This is a genomic window from Janthinobacterium sp. GL_088, assembly GCF_057837845.1.
On record NZ_CM174453.1, the window covers coordinates 2116967 to 2133409 of the forward strand.

At 54.8% G+C, this 16443-nt stretch carries 17 protein-coding genes; 10 read left to right on the forward strand and 7 right to left on the reverse strand.

The genetic code is table 11. From position 1 onward, the window contains the following. Window positions 1-14 precede the first annotated feature (14 nt). On the reverse strand, window positions 15-803 hold the full coding sequence (locus AC3IQ7_RS09710; protein ID WP_489209243.1) for a GPO family capsid scaffolding protein: 789 nt from the start codon (window positions 801-803) through the stop codon (window positions 15-17). A 136-nt stretch (window positions 804-939) separates the two neighbouring features. Between AC3IQ7_RS09710 and AC3IQ7_RS09715 the strand changes: the two genes are divergently transcribed. The 4 genes from AC3IQ7_RS09715 (at window position 940) to AC3IQ7_RS09730 (ending at window position 4919) form a co-directional block, all read left to right on the forward strand. Beyond that, window positions 940-2751 carry a terminase ATPase subunit family protein gene (locus tag AC3IQ7_RS09715; RefSeq protein WP_489209245.1) on the forward strand — a complete coding sequence of 604 codons (1812 nt, stop codon included), beginning with the start codon at window positions 940-942 and terminating at the stop codon, window positions 2749-2751. 14 nt (window positions 2752-2765) lie between these two features. Next, window positions 2766-3821 carry a phage portal protein gene (locus AC3IQ7_RS09720; RefSeq protein WP_489210420.1) on the forward strand — a complete coding sequence of 352 codons (1056 nt, stop codon included), beginning with the start codon at window positions 2766-2768 and terminating at the stop codon, window positions 3819-3821. Further along, window positions 3818-4033: a hypothetical protein gene (locus AC3IQ7_RS09725; protein ID WP_489209247.1), complete on the forward strand. Its 216-nt coding sequence runs from the start codon at window positions 3818-3820 to the stop codon at window positions 4031-4033. The genes AC3IQ7_RS09720 and AC3IQ7_RS09725 overlap by 4 nt, the downstream gene beginning before the upstream one ends. Window positions 4034-4424: 391 nt before the next feature. Beyond that, the gene (locus tag AC3IQ7_RS09730; protein WP_489209249.1) at window positions 4425-4919 is read left to right on the forward strand and encodes a hypothetical protein; all 495 of its coding nucleotides are present in this window, start codon (window positions 4425-4427) and stop codon (window positions 4917-4919) included. A 200-nt stretch (window positions 4920-5119) separates the two neighbouring features. On the opposite strand, the gene AC3IQ7_RS09735 is transcribed toward AC3IQ7_RS09730, so the two are convergent. Together AC3IQ7_RS09735 and AC3IQ7_RS09740 are read right to left on the reverse strand one after the other, a co-directional pair. Next, window positions 5120-5956: a hypothetical protein gene (locus AC3IQ7_RS09735; protein ID WP_489209251.1), complete on the reverse strand. Its 837-nt coding sequence runs from the start codon at window positions 5954-5956 to the stop codon at window positions 5120-5122. 171 nt (window positions 5957-6127) lie between these two features. After that, complete coding sequence (locus AC3IQ7_RS09740; protein WP_489209253.1) at window positions 6128-6823, reverse strand: hypothetical protein; 696 nt, start codon at window positions 6821-6823, stop codon at window positions 6128-6130. Between the two features lie 1572 nt (window positions 6824-8395). Between AC3IQ7_RS09740 and AC3IQ7_RS09745 the strand changes: the two genes are divergently transcribed. Continuing rightward, window positions 8396-8653: a hypothetical protein gene (locus AC3IQ7_RS09745; RefSeq protein ID WP_035826142.1), complete on the forward strand. Its 258-nt coding sequence runs from the start codon at window positions 8396-8398 to the stop codon at window positions 8651-8653. A gap of 214 nt (window positions 8654-8867) precedes the next feature. Continuing rightward, window positions 8868-9140, forward strand: coding sequence for a DUF4242 domain-containing protein (locus tag AC3IQ7_RS09750; RefSeq protein ID WP_099380048.1), 273 nt, complete (start codon window positions 8868-8870; stop codon window positions 9138-9140). 482 nt (window positions 9141-9622) lie between these two features. Here the strand turns inward: AC3IQ7_RS09750 and AC3IQ7_RS09755 are convergent, their stop codons facing one another. Both AC3IQ7_RS09755 and AC3IQ7_RS09760 read right to left on the reverse strand, forming a co-directional pair. Continuing rightward, window positions 9623-10129 (reverse strand): GNAT family N-acetyltransferase, encoded by a 507-nt coding sequence (locus AC3IQ7_RS09755; protein ID WP_489209256.1) that lies wholly within the window; start codon window positions 10127-10129, stop codon window positions 9623-9625. Window positions 10130-10162: 33 nt separating this feature from the next. Further along, the gene (locus tag AC3IQ7_RS09760; RefSeq protein ID WP_489209258.1) at window positions 10163-10420 is read right to left on the reverse strand and encodes a YjhX family toxin; all 258 of its coding nucleotides are present in this window, start codon (window positions 10418-10420) and stop codon (window positions 10163-10165) included. Window positions 10421-10946: 526 nt separating this feature from the next. Here AC3IQ7_RS09760 and AC3IQ7_RS09765 point away from each other — a divergent pair. Then, the gene (locus tag AC3IQ7_RS09765; protein ID WP_322427949.1) at window positions 10947-11339 is read left to right on the forward strand and encodes a GFA family protein; all 393 of its coding nucleotides are present in this window, start codon (window positions 10947-10949) and stop codon (window positions 11337-11339) included. 112 nt (window positions 11340-11451) lie between these two features. Here the strand turns inward: AC3IQ7_RS09765 and AC3IQ7_RS09770 are convergent, their stop codons facing one another. Beyond that, complete coding sequence (locus AC3IQ7_RS09770; RefSeq protein ID WP_489209260.1) at window positions 11452-11817, reverse strand: hypothetical protein; 366 nt, start codon at window positions 11815-11817, stop codon at window positions 11452-11454. Between the two features lie 292 nt (window positions 11818-12109). Here AC3IQ7_RS09770 and AC3IQ7_RS09775 point away from each other — a divergent pair, with 292 nt between their 5' ends. The 3 genes from AC3IQ7_RS09775 (at window position 12110) to AC3IQ7_RS09785 (ending at window position 13367) form a co-directional block, all read left to right on the forward strand. Next, a complete protein-coding gene (locus tag AC3IQ7_RS09775; RefSeq protein WP_489209262.1) occupies window positions 12110-12565 on the forward strand; it encodes a GNAT family N-acetyltransferase in 456 nt (151 codons plus the stop codon). A gap of 7 nt (window positions 12566-12572) precedes the next feature. Further along, complete coding sequence (locus AC3IQ7_RS09780) at window positions 12573-13031, forward strand: hypothetical protein (protein ID WP_489209264.1); 459 nt, start codon at window positions 12573-12575, stop codon at window positions 13029-13031. 138 nt (window positions 13032-13169) lie between these two features. After that, window positions 13170-13367 carry a DUF3079 domain-containing protein gene (locus tag AC3IQ7_RS09785; protein WP_489209266.1) on the forward strand — a complete coding sequence of 66 codons (198 nt, stop codon included), beginning with the start codon at window positions 13170-13172 and terminating at the stop codon, window positions 13365-13367. A gap of 125 nt (window positions 13368-13492) precedes the next feature. On the opposite strand, the gene AC3IQ7_RS09790 is transcribed toward AC3IQ7_RS09785, so the two are convergent. Next, on the reverse strand, window positions 13493-16246 hold the full coding sequence (locus AC3IQ7_RS09790; protein ID WP_489209268.1) for a TonB-dependent receptor: 2754 nt from the start codon (window positions 16244-16246) through the stop codon (window positions 13493-13495). Between the last annotated feature and the right edge of the window lie 197 nt (window positions 16247-16443).

Genomic DNA, 16443 nt, shown 5'->3' on the forward strand with positions numbered 1-16443 from the left:
AAGGGCGAGGGCGCTTAAAACTCGGTCTGCACGGCGCCGTCGTTGCCGGTGGCGGCCGGGCGGCGTGGGCCGTTGCCGGGCGCTTCATCCATCTGCGCCTTGAAGGCGGCCAGCTCGTCCTGGGTGGCCTTCAATGCCGTTTCGGTTTTCTCCAGGCGCATCACGGCGTCCGCGTAGTTGTCGTTGGCGGTGACGACGTGGCCGGCCAGCTCCTGCACGGCTTCGCTGATGTCGGCGAACTGCGCCGCGTCGGTGCCGGATTTATTGGAGAAGCGCGACAGCAGGTTTTTCACGGCGTCGGCCAGCTTGATGCCCTGTGGCTCGTCAAATTCCAGCGTCACCTCGACGGCGGAGGTGAACAGGTTGGCGCTTTGCAGCTTGCGGCTGGCGGAGAATTTCAGCGCCTCGGTGCCCAGGCTGGCCGGGCTGTCGGTGACGCCCAGGCCGACCAGGTAAGGCTGCGACGAGTCGGCAAAGTCGGGCTGAATTTCCAGGCTGGTGTAGAGCTTTTGTTTCGCCTTGTTGATGGCCACCAGCTCCGACGTGGGCTCGATCTGCGCGAACAGGGCCAGTTTCTTGCCACTGTCGGTGTCGACTTCCTCGGCCTTGACGGCGATCACGTCGCCGTAGGCTTTGAACTGGCTGTCGGGCAGGATGCCCCGGATGTGTTCCAGCCAGATGCGCGCGCCGTAGGTTTTCGGGTTGTAGGTGGCGGCGATTTGCTCGATGGTGGCGCGGTCGATGTTACGGCCGTCCGTGGTGGCGCCTTCGGTGGCGACGCGGAAGAATTTGGATTTGGACATGGTGGACGTTTTCGGTTGATCGGATAACGCCATGGTCAACGTCTTGGCGCTGCGATTCAATGTGGTGCGGGTTGCTATGGGCAATAGCGACTTTTGCCTTCCCCCGCTCCGCGCGCGCGCGGCCTACGCTGGCGGCATGCTGACAATCGAGAAAACAAGCGAACAAACCGTCGATGGAATCATCGGTGAACTGGCCGTGCCCGAATCCGAGCCGCGCCGAGCCGCGCGCGCCCTGTACTGGAAGGGCTGGCGCATTTCGTCCATCGCCCGGCACTTAGGGATCAAGCGCAGCACCATCAATAGCTGGAAGCTGCGCGACGAGTGGGACCAGGCGCAGGCCATCGAACACGTTGAAGCAGCGGCCGAGCTGCGCCTGGTGAAACTGATCGAAAAAGAGGTCAAGAGCGGCAGCGATTACAAGGAAATCGACTTGCTGGCGCGCACCATCGTGCAGATGGCGCGCGTGCGCCGCTATGAACAGCCGGGCGGCAACGAGGTGGATCTCAATCCGAAGCTGGCGAACCGCAACGCGGGGCCGAAGAAGAAGCCGACCCGCAACGACTTCAGCGAAGAACAGAAAATCCAGCTGCTCGACGCCTTCCAGGACTCGCTCTTCGATTATCAAAAGGTCTGGTATCGCAACGGCGACCAGCGCACGCGCGCCATCCTCAAGTCCCGCCAGATCGGCGCCACCTGGTATTTCGCCCGCGAGGCGCTGGCCGACGCCATGGGGACGGGCCGCAACCAGATTTTCCTGTCGGCGTCGAAGTCGCAAGCCCACGTCTTCAAGCAATACATCGTGCAATTCGCGCGCGAGGCGGCAGGCATCGAGCTGACGGGCGACCCCATCGTGCTACCGAACGGCGCGCACCTGTATTTCCTGGGCACCAACGCGCGCACCGCGCAGGGCTACCACGGCAATTTCTACTTCGATGAATTTTTCTGGACGCAGAATTTCCAGGAGTTGAACAAGGTGGCCTCGGGCATGGCCATCCACAAGAAATGGCGCAAGACCTACTTTTCAACGCCATCCTCGACCACACACCAGGCCTACCCGTTCTGGACGGGCGAGCTGTTCAACAAGCGCCGCGCCAAGGTCGACCAGGTGAATATCGACGTGAGCCATGGCCGCTTGTCGTCGGGCTTTACGGGCGAGGACAAGATCTGGCGCCAGATCGTCACCATCCTGGACGCCGAGCGCGGCGGCTGCAATCTGTTCGACATCGATGAGCTGCGCAACTTCGAATACAGCCCCGACCAGTTTGACAACCTGCTGATGTGCAACTTTATCGATGACTCGGCCTCGGTCTTCCCGCTGGCCGAGCTGCAGCGCTGCATGGTCGATTCCTGGGTCGAGTGGGACGACTACAAGCCCTTGCTGGGCCTGCGACCGTTCGGCAACCGGCCCGTGTGGATCGGTTACGACCCGGCCTTGAACGGCGACAGCGCCGGCTGCGTCGTGCTGGCGCCGCCCATGACGGCCGGCGGCAAGTTCCGCATCCTGGAGCGCCACCAGTGGCGCGGGCAGAGTTTCGAAGATCACGCCGACGCCATCCGCCAGATGACCCAGCGTTACAACGTCGAGTACATCGGCATCGATACCACGGGCATGGGTATCGGCGTGCTGCCCATCGTGCGCGGTTTCTTCCCGGCAGTGACTGCCCTGAACTACTCGCCCGAAGTCAAAACCCGCATGGTCTTGAAGGCCAAAAACATCATCAGCAAGGGGCGGCTGGAATTCGACGCCGGCTGGACCGACATCGCGCAATCGTTCATGGCCATCCACAAAACCCTCACCCCCAGCGGGCGCAACGTCACCTACGTGGCGGGGCGCACCGATGAAACCGGCCACGCCGATCTGGCGTGGGCCTGCATGCACGCCCTCGATCACGAGCCATTCGAAGGCACCACCGACAACCACCAATCTTTCATGGAGATTTATTCTTGAGCAAAGCACGACACCTGCGCGCGCGCGGCCAGCAGCCCCAAGGCGCACCATCAACAGCGGCCACGGCCACGGCCACGGCGCCGGCCGCCGGCATCGAGGTGTTTTCCTTCGGTGACCCGACGCCCGTGCTCGAGCACGCCGACATTCTCGACTGCTTCGAATGCTGGAAGAACGGCCACTGGTATGAACCGCCCGTCAACCTGGCCGGCCTGGCCAAGTCCTTCAATGCTGGCGTGCACCACAGTAGCGCCATCCACTTCAAGGCCAACGTGCTGGCGTCTACCCTGATCCCCAGCAAGTACCTGTCGCGCGACGCCTTCAAGCGCATGGCGCTGGACTTCCTGACGTTCGGCAATGCCTACCTGGAAGACCGGCCCAGCCGCAGCGGCAAGGCGCTGGCGTACCAGCATGCGCTGGCCAAGTACATGCGGCGCGGCGTCGATCTGGATACCTATTACTTCGTCAACGGCTATCAGGCCGTGCACCAGTTCGACAAGGGCCGCGTGTTTCACCTGATGGAACCGGACGTGAACCAGGAGCTGTACGGCGTGCCGCAGTACCTGAGCGCGTTGCAATCGGCCTGGCTCAACGAGGCGGCCACCCTGTTCCGCCGCAAGTACTACAAGAACGGCTCGCACGCCGGTTTCGTCTTCTACATGACGGATGCGGCCGCCAATACCCAGGACGTGGACAACCTGCGCCAGGCCATGCGCGACAGCAAGGGGCCGGGCAACTTCCGCAACCTGTTCATGTACGCGCCGAACGGCAAGAAGGACGGCATTCAGATTCTGCCCGTTTCGGACGTGGCCGCCAAGGACGAGTTTTTCAACATCAAGAGCGTCACGCGCGACGACCAGTTGGCCGCGCACCGCGTGCCGCCCCAGCTGATGGGCATCCTGCCCAACAACGCCGGCGGCTTCGGCGCCGTGGAACCGGCCGCACGCGTCTTCGCGCGTAATGAGCTGGTGCCGCTGCAGGCGCAGTTCATGGCGATCAACGAGTGGGCCGGCGTGGAAGTGGTGCGCTTTGCCCCGTATGACCTGGCCACAGGTGGGGAGGGCGCGCAATGAGCGACCACGTAGACAGCACGGACAAGATCATCTTTGCCGAAGTGGCGCGCGGCCTGGCCGCCGTGCGCGGACGGCCCGCCCTGGTGGCGCACGGCGCCTGCCACTACTGCGACGAGCCGCTGGCGCCCGGCCTGCCGTTCTGCAACGTCGATTGCCGCGACGACTACGAGAAGGAGCAGGCGGCGAAGGAGCGCGCAGGCCGCGCAGGATGACCGTCACGCCGCTTTAGCCGGCGGGGCAGGGCCGCGACAGCCCAGCCGCGCCAGAGCGCCCCAGCCACCGCACAAGCCGCCCATGAGGCGGCTTTTTCACTTCCCGACGAATGATATTGCTCCAGAAGCAAGAAAAAAGCCCATTTCGGCCCGGCGCGCGCAGTTGTCCCCCCTCCACACCTGCCCGCTATATAGGGCTCTTTTGACTCAAATTTGCGCCATGGCCGAAGGCGCATGAGGACTGGCGCGGTGGGGCGAAGAGGGGGCATGCGTTTTGACGCACTTTGACGCACTTTGAGCGGTTTTTTGTGTGAGTGGTTTGGATAGCATATTGCGGTTATTGGCATTGCCAAGGTGCAATATTGCAAGAATGCGAAAGTAATGCTTGCAAATGCCGGCAAATGCCGGCAAAATACATTTATCACTTTTGAAAGGGAAAATTATGCAAAATGAATACAAACCAACATTGCGCTTTAACGCCGCTGAAACTAGACGCATCGATGCTGCGGCCCAAGTTGCTGGACTAAAATCTTCTGCGTGGATACGAAAGATTATTCTTGATAACGCGCCGCACCTCTCAATCAAAGATCCATTGGCTGTGCGTGTAACAGAATTTAGCGAGCCGCTCGGTTGGAACTTGATAAATTTCACTGAAGCTTTGGCTTTTGCCGAAGCCAATCAGTACGCCGATTTGGGTGAAATTGAGGCATACATAAATCGCTACACGAAGACTTATGAGGGGGAACTGTGGATTGATTGTGGCAAAGTCCCAGGTGTTTCAGCATCGGACGTGTCTAGTATTAGCGCCAAGGCAGTGGATCTTTGCCGAAGAATTTTCGTTGCCCACGTGAATGTTCTAGTGGCAACTGAAAAATTAAGAACATAGTGCTGATTTGTTGCATGCGATGCAATACGGCAGCAGGGAGCGTTGGAAAATTTAAAAAACCGTTGGAAAATGAAAAAAATGGTTACAAGCCGAAGCATGTAACCCTTTGATTTTCCTACTTATTCTGTGTGGTGGCTGATGGGGCTCGAACCCACGACAACAGGAATCACAATCCTAGACGTAAGTGAAATTTGTTCTATCTAAAGGATTACAGGCCTATCTCCGGTAGTGGAAATTTTTGCTACTTCAATAACATACATGGCTTTTGCTTCATCAAATCCAAATTTCTGCATCAGATAAATTTGCAGAGATTCCGTAGTGACGCCTTTCTGCATGTGATGTACGGCGATATTAACGGCATTGTGATATTGCCCTTGTTCGAGTACCGACGATGTGTCCTTCAGAAGCCCATTCCAGTTAGCTATCTCATTAAGACTAGCTTGACCTTCCCTCGCTTCCAACTTGCGAACCCGGCCCAGCATACTGCGAGTAGTTTCCAGAATCTCAGTTAGAATTTCCTTATCGTCTCGCGGTTTAACCACTGTAACAGAAGGGTTGTTATTGATGATTTCAGCGAACGCAACTTCAAATTGAGGCCAGTAGGTGTCGAAAGCACGCTTTAAAACAGATATTTCTAAGCTTTTTTCACCTAGTGCATTATTTATTGTCGCAACTAAACTCCACATACTTTCGTTATTTGGGAAAGTATGATTAAACTGTGCGAGTGGCGGTTGAAGCTCGTGACTTTCTAAATCAACGAGGAAGGTGCAAACACGGCTGTTAACGAGTCCTTTCGCTAGCGCGCCAGCCTCAAAAAGAATCCATGGAGCATTTTTATTTTCTGCTGTCAGGCAAATGACGCCCATAGAGGTGTCTTTTAGCTCATTATTGATTTCTGAAAACCAAAGGGCACCGCGTTCAATTCCTTTCGAAGAAATCCAAGGTTGAGCAGCCTGAATAACGCATTTAATCCAATCATGTAGAAGCTCTGCAGTAAGTTTGCTGCGTAGTCCCGACCAGCTCATGAACACTTTCATAGACCATCCTTAATTTTTAGATCTCATCAGTCTAGCTTACGCAGTCATATTGCAAGTACATTTATTAGATATTTCAGCGTAACTTTTGGCGCAACTTTATTAAATATAGAAAAGGTTTCATAGCTAAATACACTGCTGCATCAGTAGTGCATGTGTCGGGCGGCTATGTCGCTACTTCACAAGAGTCAGGTGCGGACGGCCTGACGGTCTAACATTCGTTCCAAATCGTATTTTTGCTCTACTGACCAAGGCGGACAATTTTTCAAGATACTCACTTGAAAGGTCTTCGACACTTCGCCCGTCGAGAGCTGGGAATTTTTCTTGTGGCATATCAGCGAAAGTTTGCTTTACGGTCCCAATGCTTGAAGGTAACGTAACGTAATACTTCTCTTTTGATCCATCAGGAAGTTCAACCTCCCATCCTGTGCCGCCTATCTGATCTCCAATGAAAAACGCTACGGCGTTACGTGGTCTTGGAAATTTTTTTATATCCTCAGTATTGAACGCGCTAATGTGAGCCGACGTGCTAACGTTCAATTTCCCTTGTTTGAGAATTTCGTTGCGAAGATTAAGAAAATATTTCATCAGAGAGTCGGCCTTCATTACCTCCTGTTCAGCTAAATACCACTCGTCAAACCCCTCTGCTTTGGAGCTAAGATTCTGAAGTGTAAATGTAACCGAACGACCAAAAACGATTAGATTGCGTAATCCGCTCATGCGTCGCGTGCGATCTGTCGAAAGCATATCGTCCAGGCCTAAACGTGCAGTTGCAAGGATATCGTCCGTTCTGGAAAGAATTTCATCAACCATCGTTGACCTTTGATAGAAAGAAAAAAGCAGCACTAAGCTATACTTCAAGGTGTCCATGGGGCGCCAGAACGCGCCCCATAAATCGCATCAAGCATACGCTGCTCAGTGCAGGACAGCACTATCGTTAGAACTCCGGCAAATTCTCTAAGTTGTCACGCTCCGTACTATTTCTGTCTGTCGTAATGTAGATATCGTCAATGAGATGTATCTGCGCACCAACCCTCCATTTGCCTTCGGTCGTTTTTATCCTGGTCTGGAATGTTGCCAAATTTAACCGAATGAGATCGGCCACGAACGCCCGCGGCACATTGCGCTCTGCCCCGATTGTCCCAGACTTTTCTTCTCTCACTATAACGTATTCGATATGACTACGACTTTGATTATAGCTGACTGCCGTGATGCAAAAATCTGCCATGCTCGCCCCTTTTTTGTGGATGATGAAATGCCATCTTTGAAAGTAAAGGCATTTTTGCGGAATTCAATAGGTACTTGTCTTGGCGCAGCAAAATCGTTTCCGCATCGTCTGTACTTGGTGAGGAAAAAAGGACTTTGTATGACGGCTGAAAAACCTCGCATGCGGAATGAGAAAATTCGTAACTTGTTGAATTTAAACAGATATTTCGAAGACTTGAAAACTAGCGACGGGTTAAATTGTTCGTGAGTTCGAATCTCACCGCTTCCGCCAAGAAATAAAGAAACCGCCTTCGGGCGGTTTTTTATTGCCTGGCGGAATCGAGCAGGGCGCCTTCGCGCCCTGCGTGTGAGATTCGAAGGGCTGGGCCTACCGGCCCAGCCCGCCCCGAATCCTCCAACTGCTGCCGCTGCGCGGCAGCCCCGCGCGCCGCAGGCGCGCGTTCGTGATTTCACAGCTTTTCGACTGAGCCAGCTTTCACAGCACCTGCGCCTCAGTCCGTGTCTGAAATCCGGACCTGACCCTCGCTCTCGCTGCTCGCTCTCGCTGAGCAATGCCGACAGGGGCCTTCCGGGGACCGAAATGATCGCGTTGAGGGCGGCGAGTATCGCAGTTGGCCATGTTTTTCCCGACTAGATTGTGCCTCTGCCCGAAGCCAAGGTATTTGAGGAGTACGCAAAGCCTTTTTTGTACCGATGCCTTTGTGTAGGTAGGTTAGTAGGTACGGCTTTCGTTGGGGGCGAAGGCACCGCACAGAACCTGGCCCGCCCCGTCTCCTCGACCTGGCGCTGCGAAGGCAGGCGGTTACCCGGTGTCAAGGATGCGTCCGCCACCGCCGCCTGCAACGCATGCGCAATCTGCCAAAAACGTGGCCTTTTATTCCCGGAAAAGCGCGGCAAACAGATGGCAAAATTCTCATCTTGCATGGTTTTCAACTAGGACATTTTGTCCCAATGTATGGATATTGTTTTCAAGTAGTATGCATCAGAGCGTGCAGCAACACCGTCCTTGTATGGCAGTCGCTGACGTTTTCGCCTCTCTCATCTGCATATGGCAAATCACTGCGCCCGATGCCATTGTTATTTCATCGGTAGCTATAATGACAGAGTCAAACAGGGTGCCTGGGAGATGGTTGGAACAGCAGCTGCTGAAGCAGCGTTTTGAGGTGGTGCTCCTCACGATAGATAGTGTCAAGTAATAGACTGGAAATACTCAAAATGACGGATTTGGATTGGACCCCTATAGTCTTCGTGACGTTCAAGGCTCTCGTGCTCGGCACGGGCATGTTCTTCGCCATCAAGTGGCATTACGATCAAGGGAAGAAGGACAAGGATAAGGCGAAGCAGAATCGCGCGGTGCTGCGCGCGAGCGGCAAGGTGGTCACAGTTTTCGTGCTATTGCTCGTGGGCCTGGGGATCGCCACCTTCTTCCTTATCAGGATGGGCGGTCTGGAGTTGGACTTGACCCTCCCTTGATGGCAAAGAATAGTCGGCCGAGATCCAGTGATGCGGCTAGTGGGCAGCGTCGGCAGGCGGGTCGAAGAAAACAGTTATGGTATCTCGGTATCTTATGATAATTTAAGCAATACTAACCAGCCAGAGTGGTGTATAACAAAAGATGTCACGGCATGTGTGACGCATGGAGCCGGCGAGTGTTGTGTTCGCCCGGAAACATCATAAGGAGAGTGCTATGCCAAAGTACGTTATTGAGCGTGATATTCCCGGGGCTGGCAAGTTATCAGAGCAAGAACTTCGAGCCATTTCGCAGAAATCATGCGGTGTACTAAACAAGATGGGCCCACAAATTCAATGGCTCCAAAGTTATGTTACTGGCGATAAAATCTACTGTGTTTACATCGCTGCAAATGAGGAACTGGTTCGCGAACATGCCCAGCAAGGAGGCTTCCCTGCAAACCGCGTGTCGGAAGTCATTTCAGTAATTGACCCGACTACGGCGGAATAGGGCCGCCCAACAAAGTACGTTAGTCCCGTTCCTGGCGGAGTTTCACTCTGTTAATGCTGGATGTGGCTGGGGCATACGCTCGCGAGGATAGTTCGGGCTTGCGCTTTGGAGAGGGTATGCCGGTGGGTACCGTTTACGCGCCGGTGGCGCGCGTTCGTGGCTGTCGTCAGTTTCGACTGAGCCAGCTTTTGCTGCGCCCAACGCATCAGTCCGTGTCTGAATGTCGGGATGACCCTCGCGACCACAATGCAGGGAGCGGCGATAAAAGGCTGCCATTTTGTTGTCATTCCCAGGCGAGAATAGCCCAAAAATACCCCAGATAATGACAGCCTTCTTGTTGCTAACTACTTGATTCTAAACAATTCAGTGGCGGAGCCAGTGGGATTCGCCGCCGCATAACATTCCAGTGGTTGCAGGCATGCCCTGGTAACGCAAGAATGCGTTTTTTTGACACCGGCTCCCGCTCAGGTAATTGCTTATGCTTACTCTGTGGCGTTGAATGCCTCGTGGAATTTAACGTCACCACAGGGTATTTTGCTGCCAAACGACGTTGCCTGAAAGTATTCCTGCGGAACTCCTGGCAGAATAAGGCCTGAATGCGCCTTGAACCCAAAACGTCCATAGTAAGCCGGGTTGCCGAGCACGACGCACCCGGTCGTCCCCAAGTGTTGAAGTTCTTTCAGCGCGGCCTTCATCAACTGCGAGCCTATCCCCTGTCCTTGGCGTTCAGGAGAAACTGAAATAGGCCCAAGACCGTACCATCCAGTATCACCCGAAGAAATTGTAACTGGTGAGACTGCGACATGGCCTACGATGGACGCTCCATCTACTGCCACTAATGATATCGTCAATTGACCGGAATCCCGCAATGCATTAACGATAAATTGCTCAGTGTGGCTTGAGTGCTCTTCGTTTTGAAAGGCCGCTTCTGTCAGCAGGGTAATGGCATTGATATGCTCCGCACGCTCTGTGCTGATCTTGATGGTCATTTTGATTTTTCCTTGGTGTAGATAACTAAAAAGTTAGCGGTTGTCGAGCTGTGCGCGTACGGATCGAAGCCCGGTCGCATTGATTTGATATGGTTGACCATTTGTAGACTTGATCAAGCGCTTCGTCTTGAGCTTTGTGAAAGTAGCTACTGTGCAATCTGACAGTACATGGCCGTCGCGGGTGTAGCATTCGACAGATGTGATGCGGCCTGACATATCGCGTATATGAGCGATACGACCACCTTTTGCGAGAACGTGAAGAGTCCGTTGTTCCGGCTTGGAAATGTTCATGTTGGAAATCCTAACTCAGTAATCTGAATGTGCAGAATCAGCAGGCACCAGCAGGTGCACGCCAAGTATTTTTGCGCATTGATAACCAAAGCTTCTTGCTAAAGAAGAATTTTGGTTATCGGATTACTGCAATCTCCAACATACAAGCCTTATGAAATCTGAAAGAAGAGCTGCCTAAAATTAGGGCAAATTAATTCTACGCTGGTGTAATTTTCTTGTCAAGGCTCAAGGTGCTTGGATATACGATGATTTTGGTGGAGCACGATTTAACCGATGTCCATGCGTAGGTAGCGTTGTCGGTGTGAGATTCGAAGGGCTGGGCTTTCCAGCCAAGTCCACCCCGCATCCACCTGCTCCTCATTCGCTTTTCGACTGAGCCAGCTTTCACGGCATCCAGCGCATCGCTCAGCGTCTGAATGGCGGAACAGCCCCTCGTTTCGGTGCTGAAAAAATTCCTCCCTATGTGTCTTGTTTGTCGAGAAGTACTGTGTAAAAATACAGTGTCAACTTTCAAAAAGGACACCTCATGATCAAAGGTAGTTGCTGCTGTGGCTCAGTAAAGTTTGAATTGGCCTCACCCCCAGGCATGATGGGCATGTGTCACTGTTCGCGTTGCCGGAAGGCCGGAGCGAGTGCCCTGGCCTTCGTGGATAAAAATGCATTTACCTTGCTGGAGGGGCGGGAATTTATTCAACGATATGAGCCAGAGGCTCCCTTTAAATACGCAAGAACTTTTTGCAAGAAATGCGGGACTTCTTTGGGGGAAATTGGTTCAGAGAGTGATTCATTTCCAATATCGCTTAACTGCCTGGATGATGACCCTGAGGTAAGAATACAATTTCATGTGCATGTTGGCTCCAAGCCTGCATGGTATGAAATTTTTGATAATGCCAAACAGTTTCAAGAAAGTCCGACATAATAAAAAAGCCAGTCATCTGACTGGTTTTTTTATCGCATTCATGACACTCCGAAGAATTCCGATGATCGGTTGCTGTCAGGATGGCTCCTCCAGCCATACCCTCGCGAGCTGATCATTTATGCGCCACCGGCCCCTTGGCGATCGGCACAAACACTTCCCATTTATCTTGTATCGTGGGCTTGACGGTCTTGGCGCAAATCACAGCAACATTCGGTCCGGACAGGCCATGGCTTTTCGGAACCCATTGCACACCCAACGCTACCGCGCATTTCGTTACCAGAATCTTCCGGTTCGGCTCCAGGACTTGCCAACTTGTTTCATTTTTTGCATTTTCAGCTGCCATGAACTGTACTGCTGCATCCCTGATCTCAAACAAGCCATGGATGTCACCGCGTGTCCGGTCTTCGTCAAGCGTGCCAGCGAGTGCTGATGAGGCACCAGCAACAAGAAAAAGGGCGGCAACAAAGGAAGTGGACATGCGTTTATTCAATCGTAACGGTACCCACATTTTTACAATCCTTGCCAAGTCGGTTTGATATCAGATAGAGATATGGAAGGTTCCACATGTCCAGTGTGTGCATTGTCACACAAGCTAGCGCAGCTTGTTCGTTTGCTGGCAGGATTCCTATTTGATTGCGAGGTGGCGTATGAAGGCCCGCGTTTCCTGAAGTTCCGGGCATTTGAATGAGCGTCAGATGCGTGGCGGGGACGGGAACAGCCTTCTCGCCCCCGCAACTGGCATACTATTAATGCACATGCCAACATGAGCAATGTTTGCAGAAACAAGCTGCGCCCAATTACCTGCCACCTTTAAAACCATGAAAAACATCAGCGTAGAATATCGTCACAACTTTCCCCTCGATCCGCTCGATGTCGTGCGTGTCTTCGATCAATCCGGAATCAAGCGTCCTACCGACAATCTCCCGAGAATCGCGCGCATGTTCGCTGCGCCTTGCCTTTTGCTGTCGGCCTGGGTGGATAATGAGCTTGTGGGTCTGGCCCGGTCGCTGACGGACTATGCCTACTGCTGCTATCTGTCGGATCTGGCCGTCAACAAGCAGTACCAGGGTCTGGGTATCGGCAAGGAACTTGTCAAGCGCACTCAGGCTATCATCGGCGACGAAGTATCCTTGATACTGCTCTCCGCCCCGGATGCCATGTCTTACTATCCGACGCTCGGTTTTGAGCCTGCCGGCAATGCCTATGTCATCCGGCGCAAATATTGAGCGCCCTATGAAACCCGTCTACACCCTTGCCGAAGCCCTGGCAAAAGATCCCAGCCGCGTCGCCAAAACCCAGTCCCTCACCCGCGACAGTTCCAGACCCCACATGGGCCTGAAAGGCAGTCACGGCCTGTTCGCTTCCGAAGCCTGGTGGCAAAGCATCGAGGCCAAACGCCTCCAGACGCAAACCTTGACGGGCAGCATCGAACGAACGTATTTCGCGGGCCAGGACAGCCGCCGTGGCGATCAGGTCAACGGCTTCACCTTGCGCCTGGCGGATGGCTCGACAGTCGACGAAAGCATCTACACGAATCACAAGCAGGACACCAGGCTGTTCGTGCCTGGCGCCATGGTGACGATGGTCTACGTGCAGGATGAGCTGAAGGCGCAGCCGGCTGTCGACGGCAGTGTCAATTACGTGAGAACCGTGCTGGAAGTGGCCATATCCGTCACGAAAGATCCGGAATAGGAGGCGGCGCCATGCCGACGCTCCATTTTCTGCACAAGCTTGATATCGGACAAGTTCCCAGCCGAAATTCGTTTGACCGCCCCCCCACGCCAGGCCTAGAGTCAACCAGGAACCCTCAAACGACCACGATCGCCTCCCATGGCCAAGCCTTTTCCCTTGAATCCCAAGAACCCCGAACGCATCTGCTGGGGCTGCGACAAGTATTGTCCGCCGGACGCCATGCGTTGCGGCAATGGTTCCGAGCGCACGCAGCATCCGATCGAGCTGTTTGGCGAAGGCTGGAATGACTGGGGACTGGAGGCGGCCGACAAGGATGAAGGCAAGAAGTTGCCTTGAGCCGGCAGGGGCGGAAGCAGATCGGCGGCCGACATTTTCCATCTGAAACTAAAAAGGGCCGAGTCCTGTGTAAGACAGGACTCAGCCCTTGGCTATCGGCGTAGTATCACGCCGGCAGCAGGGGATTACATGAAGTGGTAGTTGGCGCTGATGCGGAAGTAGCGGCCTTGACCATTGTGCAACTGTGGATTGAAGCCTTCCACTGGGTAACGTGGATCGTATGGCGCCTTGATATCAAACAGGTTCTTGATATTGAACGACAGGGTCAGATCCTTGAAGCCCGTGTAGGAGTACGACATATTGGTGGTCGTCCAGCTCTTCACGTCGCAGCTGCTGATGTAGTTGCTGTACTTTGGCAAGCCGCCCAGCCCATATGCCGACTTGGGTTGACCCACGCCGTATTGGCAGTATGGTTTCTCGTAGACCACATTGTTGTCGCTACGGCGCAGCAACGATACTGGACCGACGAAATCTACCGACGTCGTCAGCGAGTGGTCGCCACGGGTCCAGTTGACCGACAGGTTGCCGCGGTTCTTGGGATTGTCGCCGACCGAAGTGGCATAGTCGGACAGGCCGCCATTCGCGCCGGAGGTGTCGGTTGCTGCTTCACCCGGACGCTCGGCGCGTTTGAAGCTCATCAGATAGCTCCAGTTCAGGTTGGCCGTCAGACGGCCCAGATCGCCCAGCGACTTGCGGTACGCCACTTCAAAATCGATACCCTGCACTTCAGTGCTGCCCTGGTTCACATACGAACGGTTGACCTGGGAAATCGGGCCGGAGTTAGGCACCACGTTGCCATTGGCATCGGTCACCAGATTGGCCGGATTGTTGTCGCGTACGACGCTGCCAGGGTAGCGGTCTTGACGATCAACCATGTACTGCGCACTGAACAAAGCGGTTTCATCCACTTTCTTGATGCGGTAGTAATCGACCAGCACGTCGATTTCCTTGGTTGGCGCCAGAATCAGGCCCAGCGAGTAGCTCTTCGAAGTTTCAGGGCGCAGATCAGGCGTGGCCGAGGACAGGCTGGAAATGCCTTTCTTGCAATCGGTTTTATCTGCGCCGGAGGCCGGATTGACGCCGTCCGGGCAGCGCAGCGGGTCAACCACGTTGCCAAACGACTGTACGCCGCCAGGCGAGACCTGGGTCAGTGCTGGTGCGCGGAAACCTTCTGCATAGGTGCTGCGGACGGCCACGCGGTCGCTGATGGTCCACTTGGCGCCGACTTTCGGTACGAAATTGCCCTTCATGTTAGGGTATTTGTCGTAACGGCCGGCAAAGTCCATTTCAAAGTATTTCGCAAACGGCGTGCGCACTTCGACGAATGTCGAGCTGACATTGCGCTGGCCATCGGCCATCGAATTGGCCAGGCCGATGATGTCGCCGCGCTGTGTCGCCATGTCTGGCGTCAGACCGATTTTTTCTTGACGGAATTCAGCGCCGAATGCCACGCCGACCTGACCGCCAGCCAGCTGGCCAAATGCGGTACTCGCCTTGGCATCGACTTGCGTTACCTGGGCAAAGCCGCGGTTTTCCAGATCGCGCGTGACGCTAGGATCGGCATTGACCTGCGCCAGGGTCCAGTTTTGCGTCATGACCTTTTCCAGGGTCGGGCGATACAGCATGCCATTCGTGGTTTCCGTGCGTTCGGAGCGGTTCCACAGCACGGCCGTTTCCCAATCCCACGCACCTGTCGTACCGCGCACGCCAGCGAGCAAGCGATAGCTTTCGTTCAGATTGGAGGCGCCGCCCGGGGCGCTGACGCGGTAACCGACAGCGGAGCGCTGCGTCGGGAATGGATTGTCAGGATGACCTACCGGCAAGATCATCTGGAACTGCTGCGGTGCACCGTTGATTTGATACACGGTGGTCGAAGCTGTGCTGCGGAAGGCGGTCGGCACGCGCAGATAGGTGCGTTCCGAACGGCTGTAGCCGGCTTCGGCAAAGGCGGTCACGTCCTCGTTGATTTCAAACGTGGCGCGCGACAGGATGTTGGCGTCCTTGCCGGCGCTTTGCACTTCGGCGTAATCGTCGATGTTGAAGTTGCAGAAGGTGCGTCCCACCAGCGTGTCGGTTGCCAGCAGGTTGTGCGCCGCCATGTTACCGGTGATTTGCTGCGATGTCGGGCAGTCCAGGCGGTTGATGATTTGCGCGCGCTGTGCGTAGGTGGTGGCGAAGTTCTTCGTGCCTGGCTTCGTTTCAGCGTAGAAGAACGGCGATGTCGTCAGGCTGCTGGCGAAAGGGTTCAGGCGGCCATTGATATCGGCATACATGCCTTTCTCGACGTCCCGTTCGTTCTTGATGATGGTGCTGTCGCGCTTGGCTACGTCAAAGCTGACGAAGGCATTGAAACGATCCTTGCCAAAGCCGAAGATACCGCTGGCGCTCTTGCGGGCGAATTCGCCGTCGTCGTTGGCGCTGATGCTGGCGTTCATTTCGGCGCCCGTGTACTTGGTTTTGGTAATGAAGTTGACCACGCCGGCGATGGCGTCGGAACCATACACTGCCGATGCGCCATCCTTGAATACTTCGACGCGTTCGATGGCCGACACGGGAATGCTGTTCAAGTCATAGACGGCCGATTTCCCCTGGTTCGGGTCGGCATAGGCGGAAGCCGTGATGCGGCGGCCATTGAGCAAAATCAGCGTGGAAGACGAACCCAGTCCACGCAAGGACGCGGTTGCCGCGCCACGGGCGAAGCCGCCGTCGGTCACGTCCACCGACGAACCTGAGCCGAAAGCTGGGATCGAGTGCAACAGTTCTGCCACGGTATTGGCGCCGGTAGCGGCAATCTGCTTGGCGTTCAGGGTCTGGATAGGCGAAGAGCCTTCCTTTTCAGTACGCTTGATATTGGAACCGGTCACCAGGACTTTTTGCACTGCCGGCTCTGCCGGAACTTGCTGTGCAAACGCGAAATGGGATGAGGACAGTGTCAATGCGACAGCGACGACGCTGCGCTTCAGAACAAACTTCTTGGTCAATTCACTTCTCCGTACGAGTCATTCTCAGGACCCGTTTTATGCGAAAAACTGTTGAAACAAGCATATTGAGATATGCAATTGCCTGCCAACCCGAT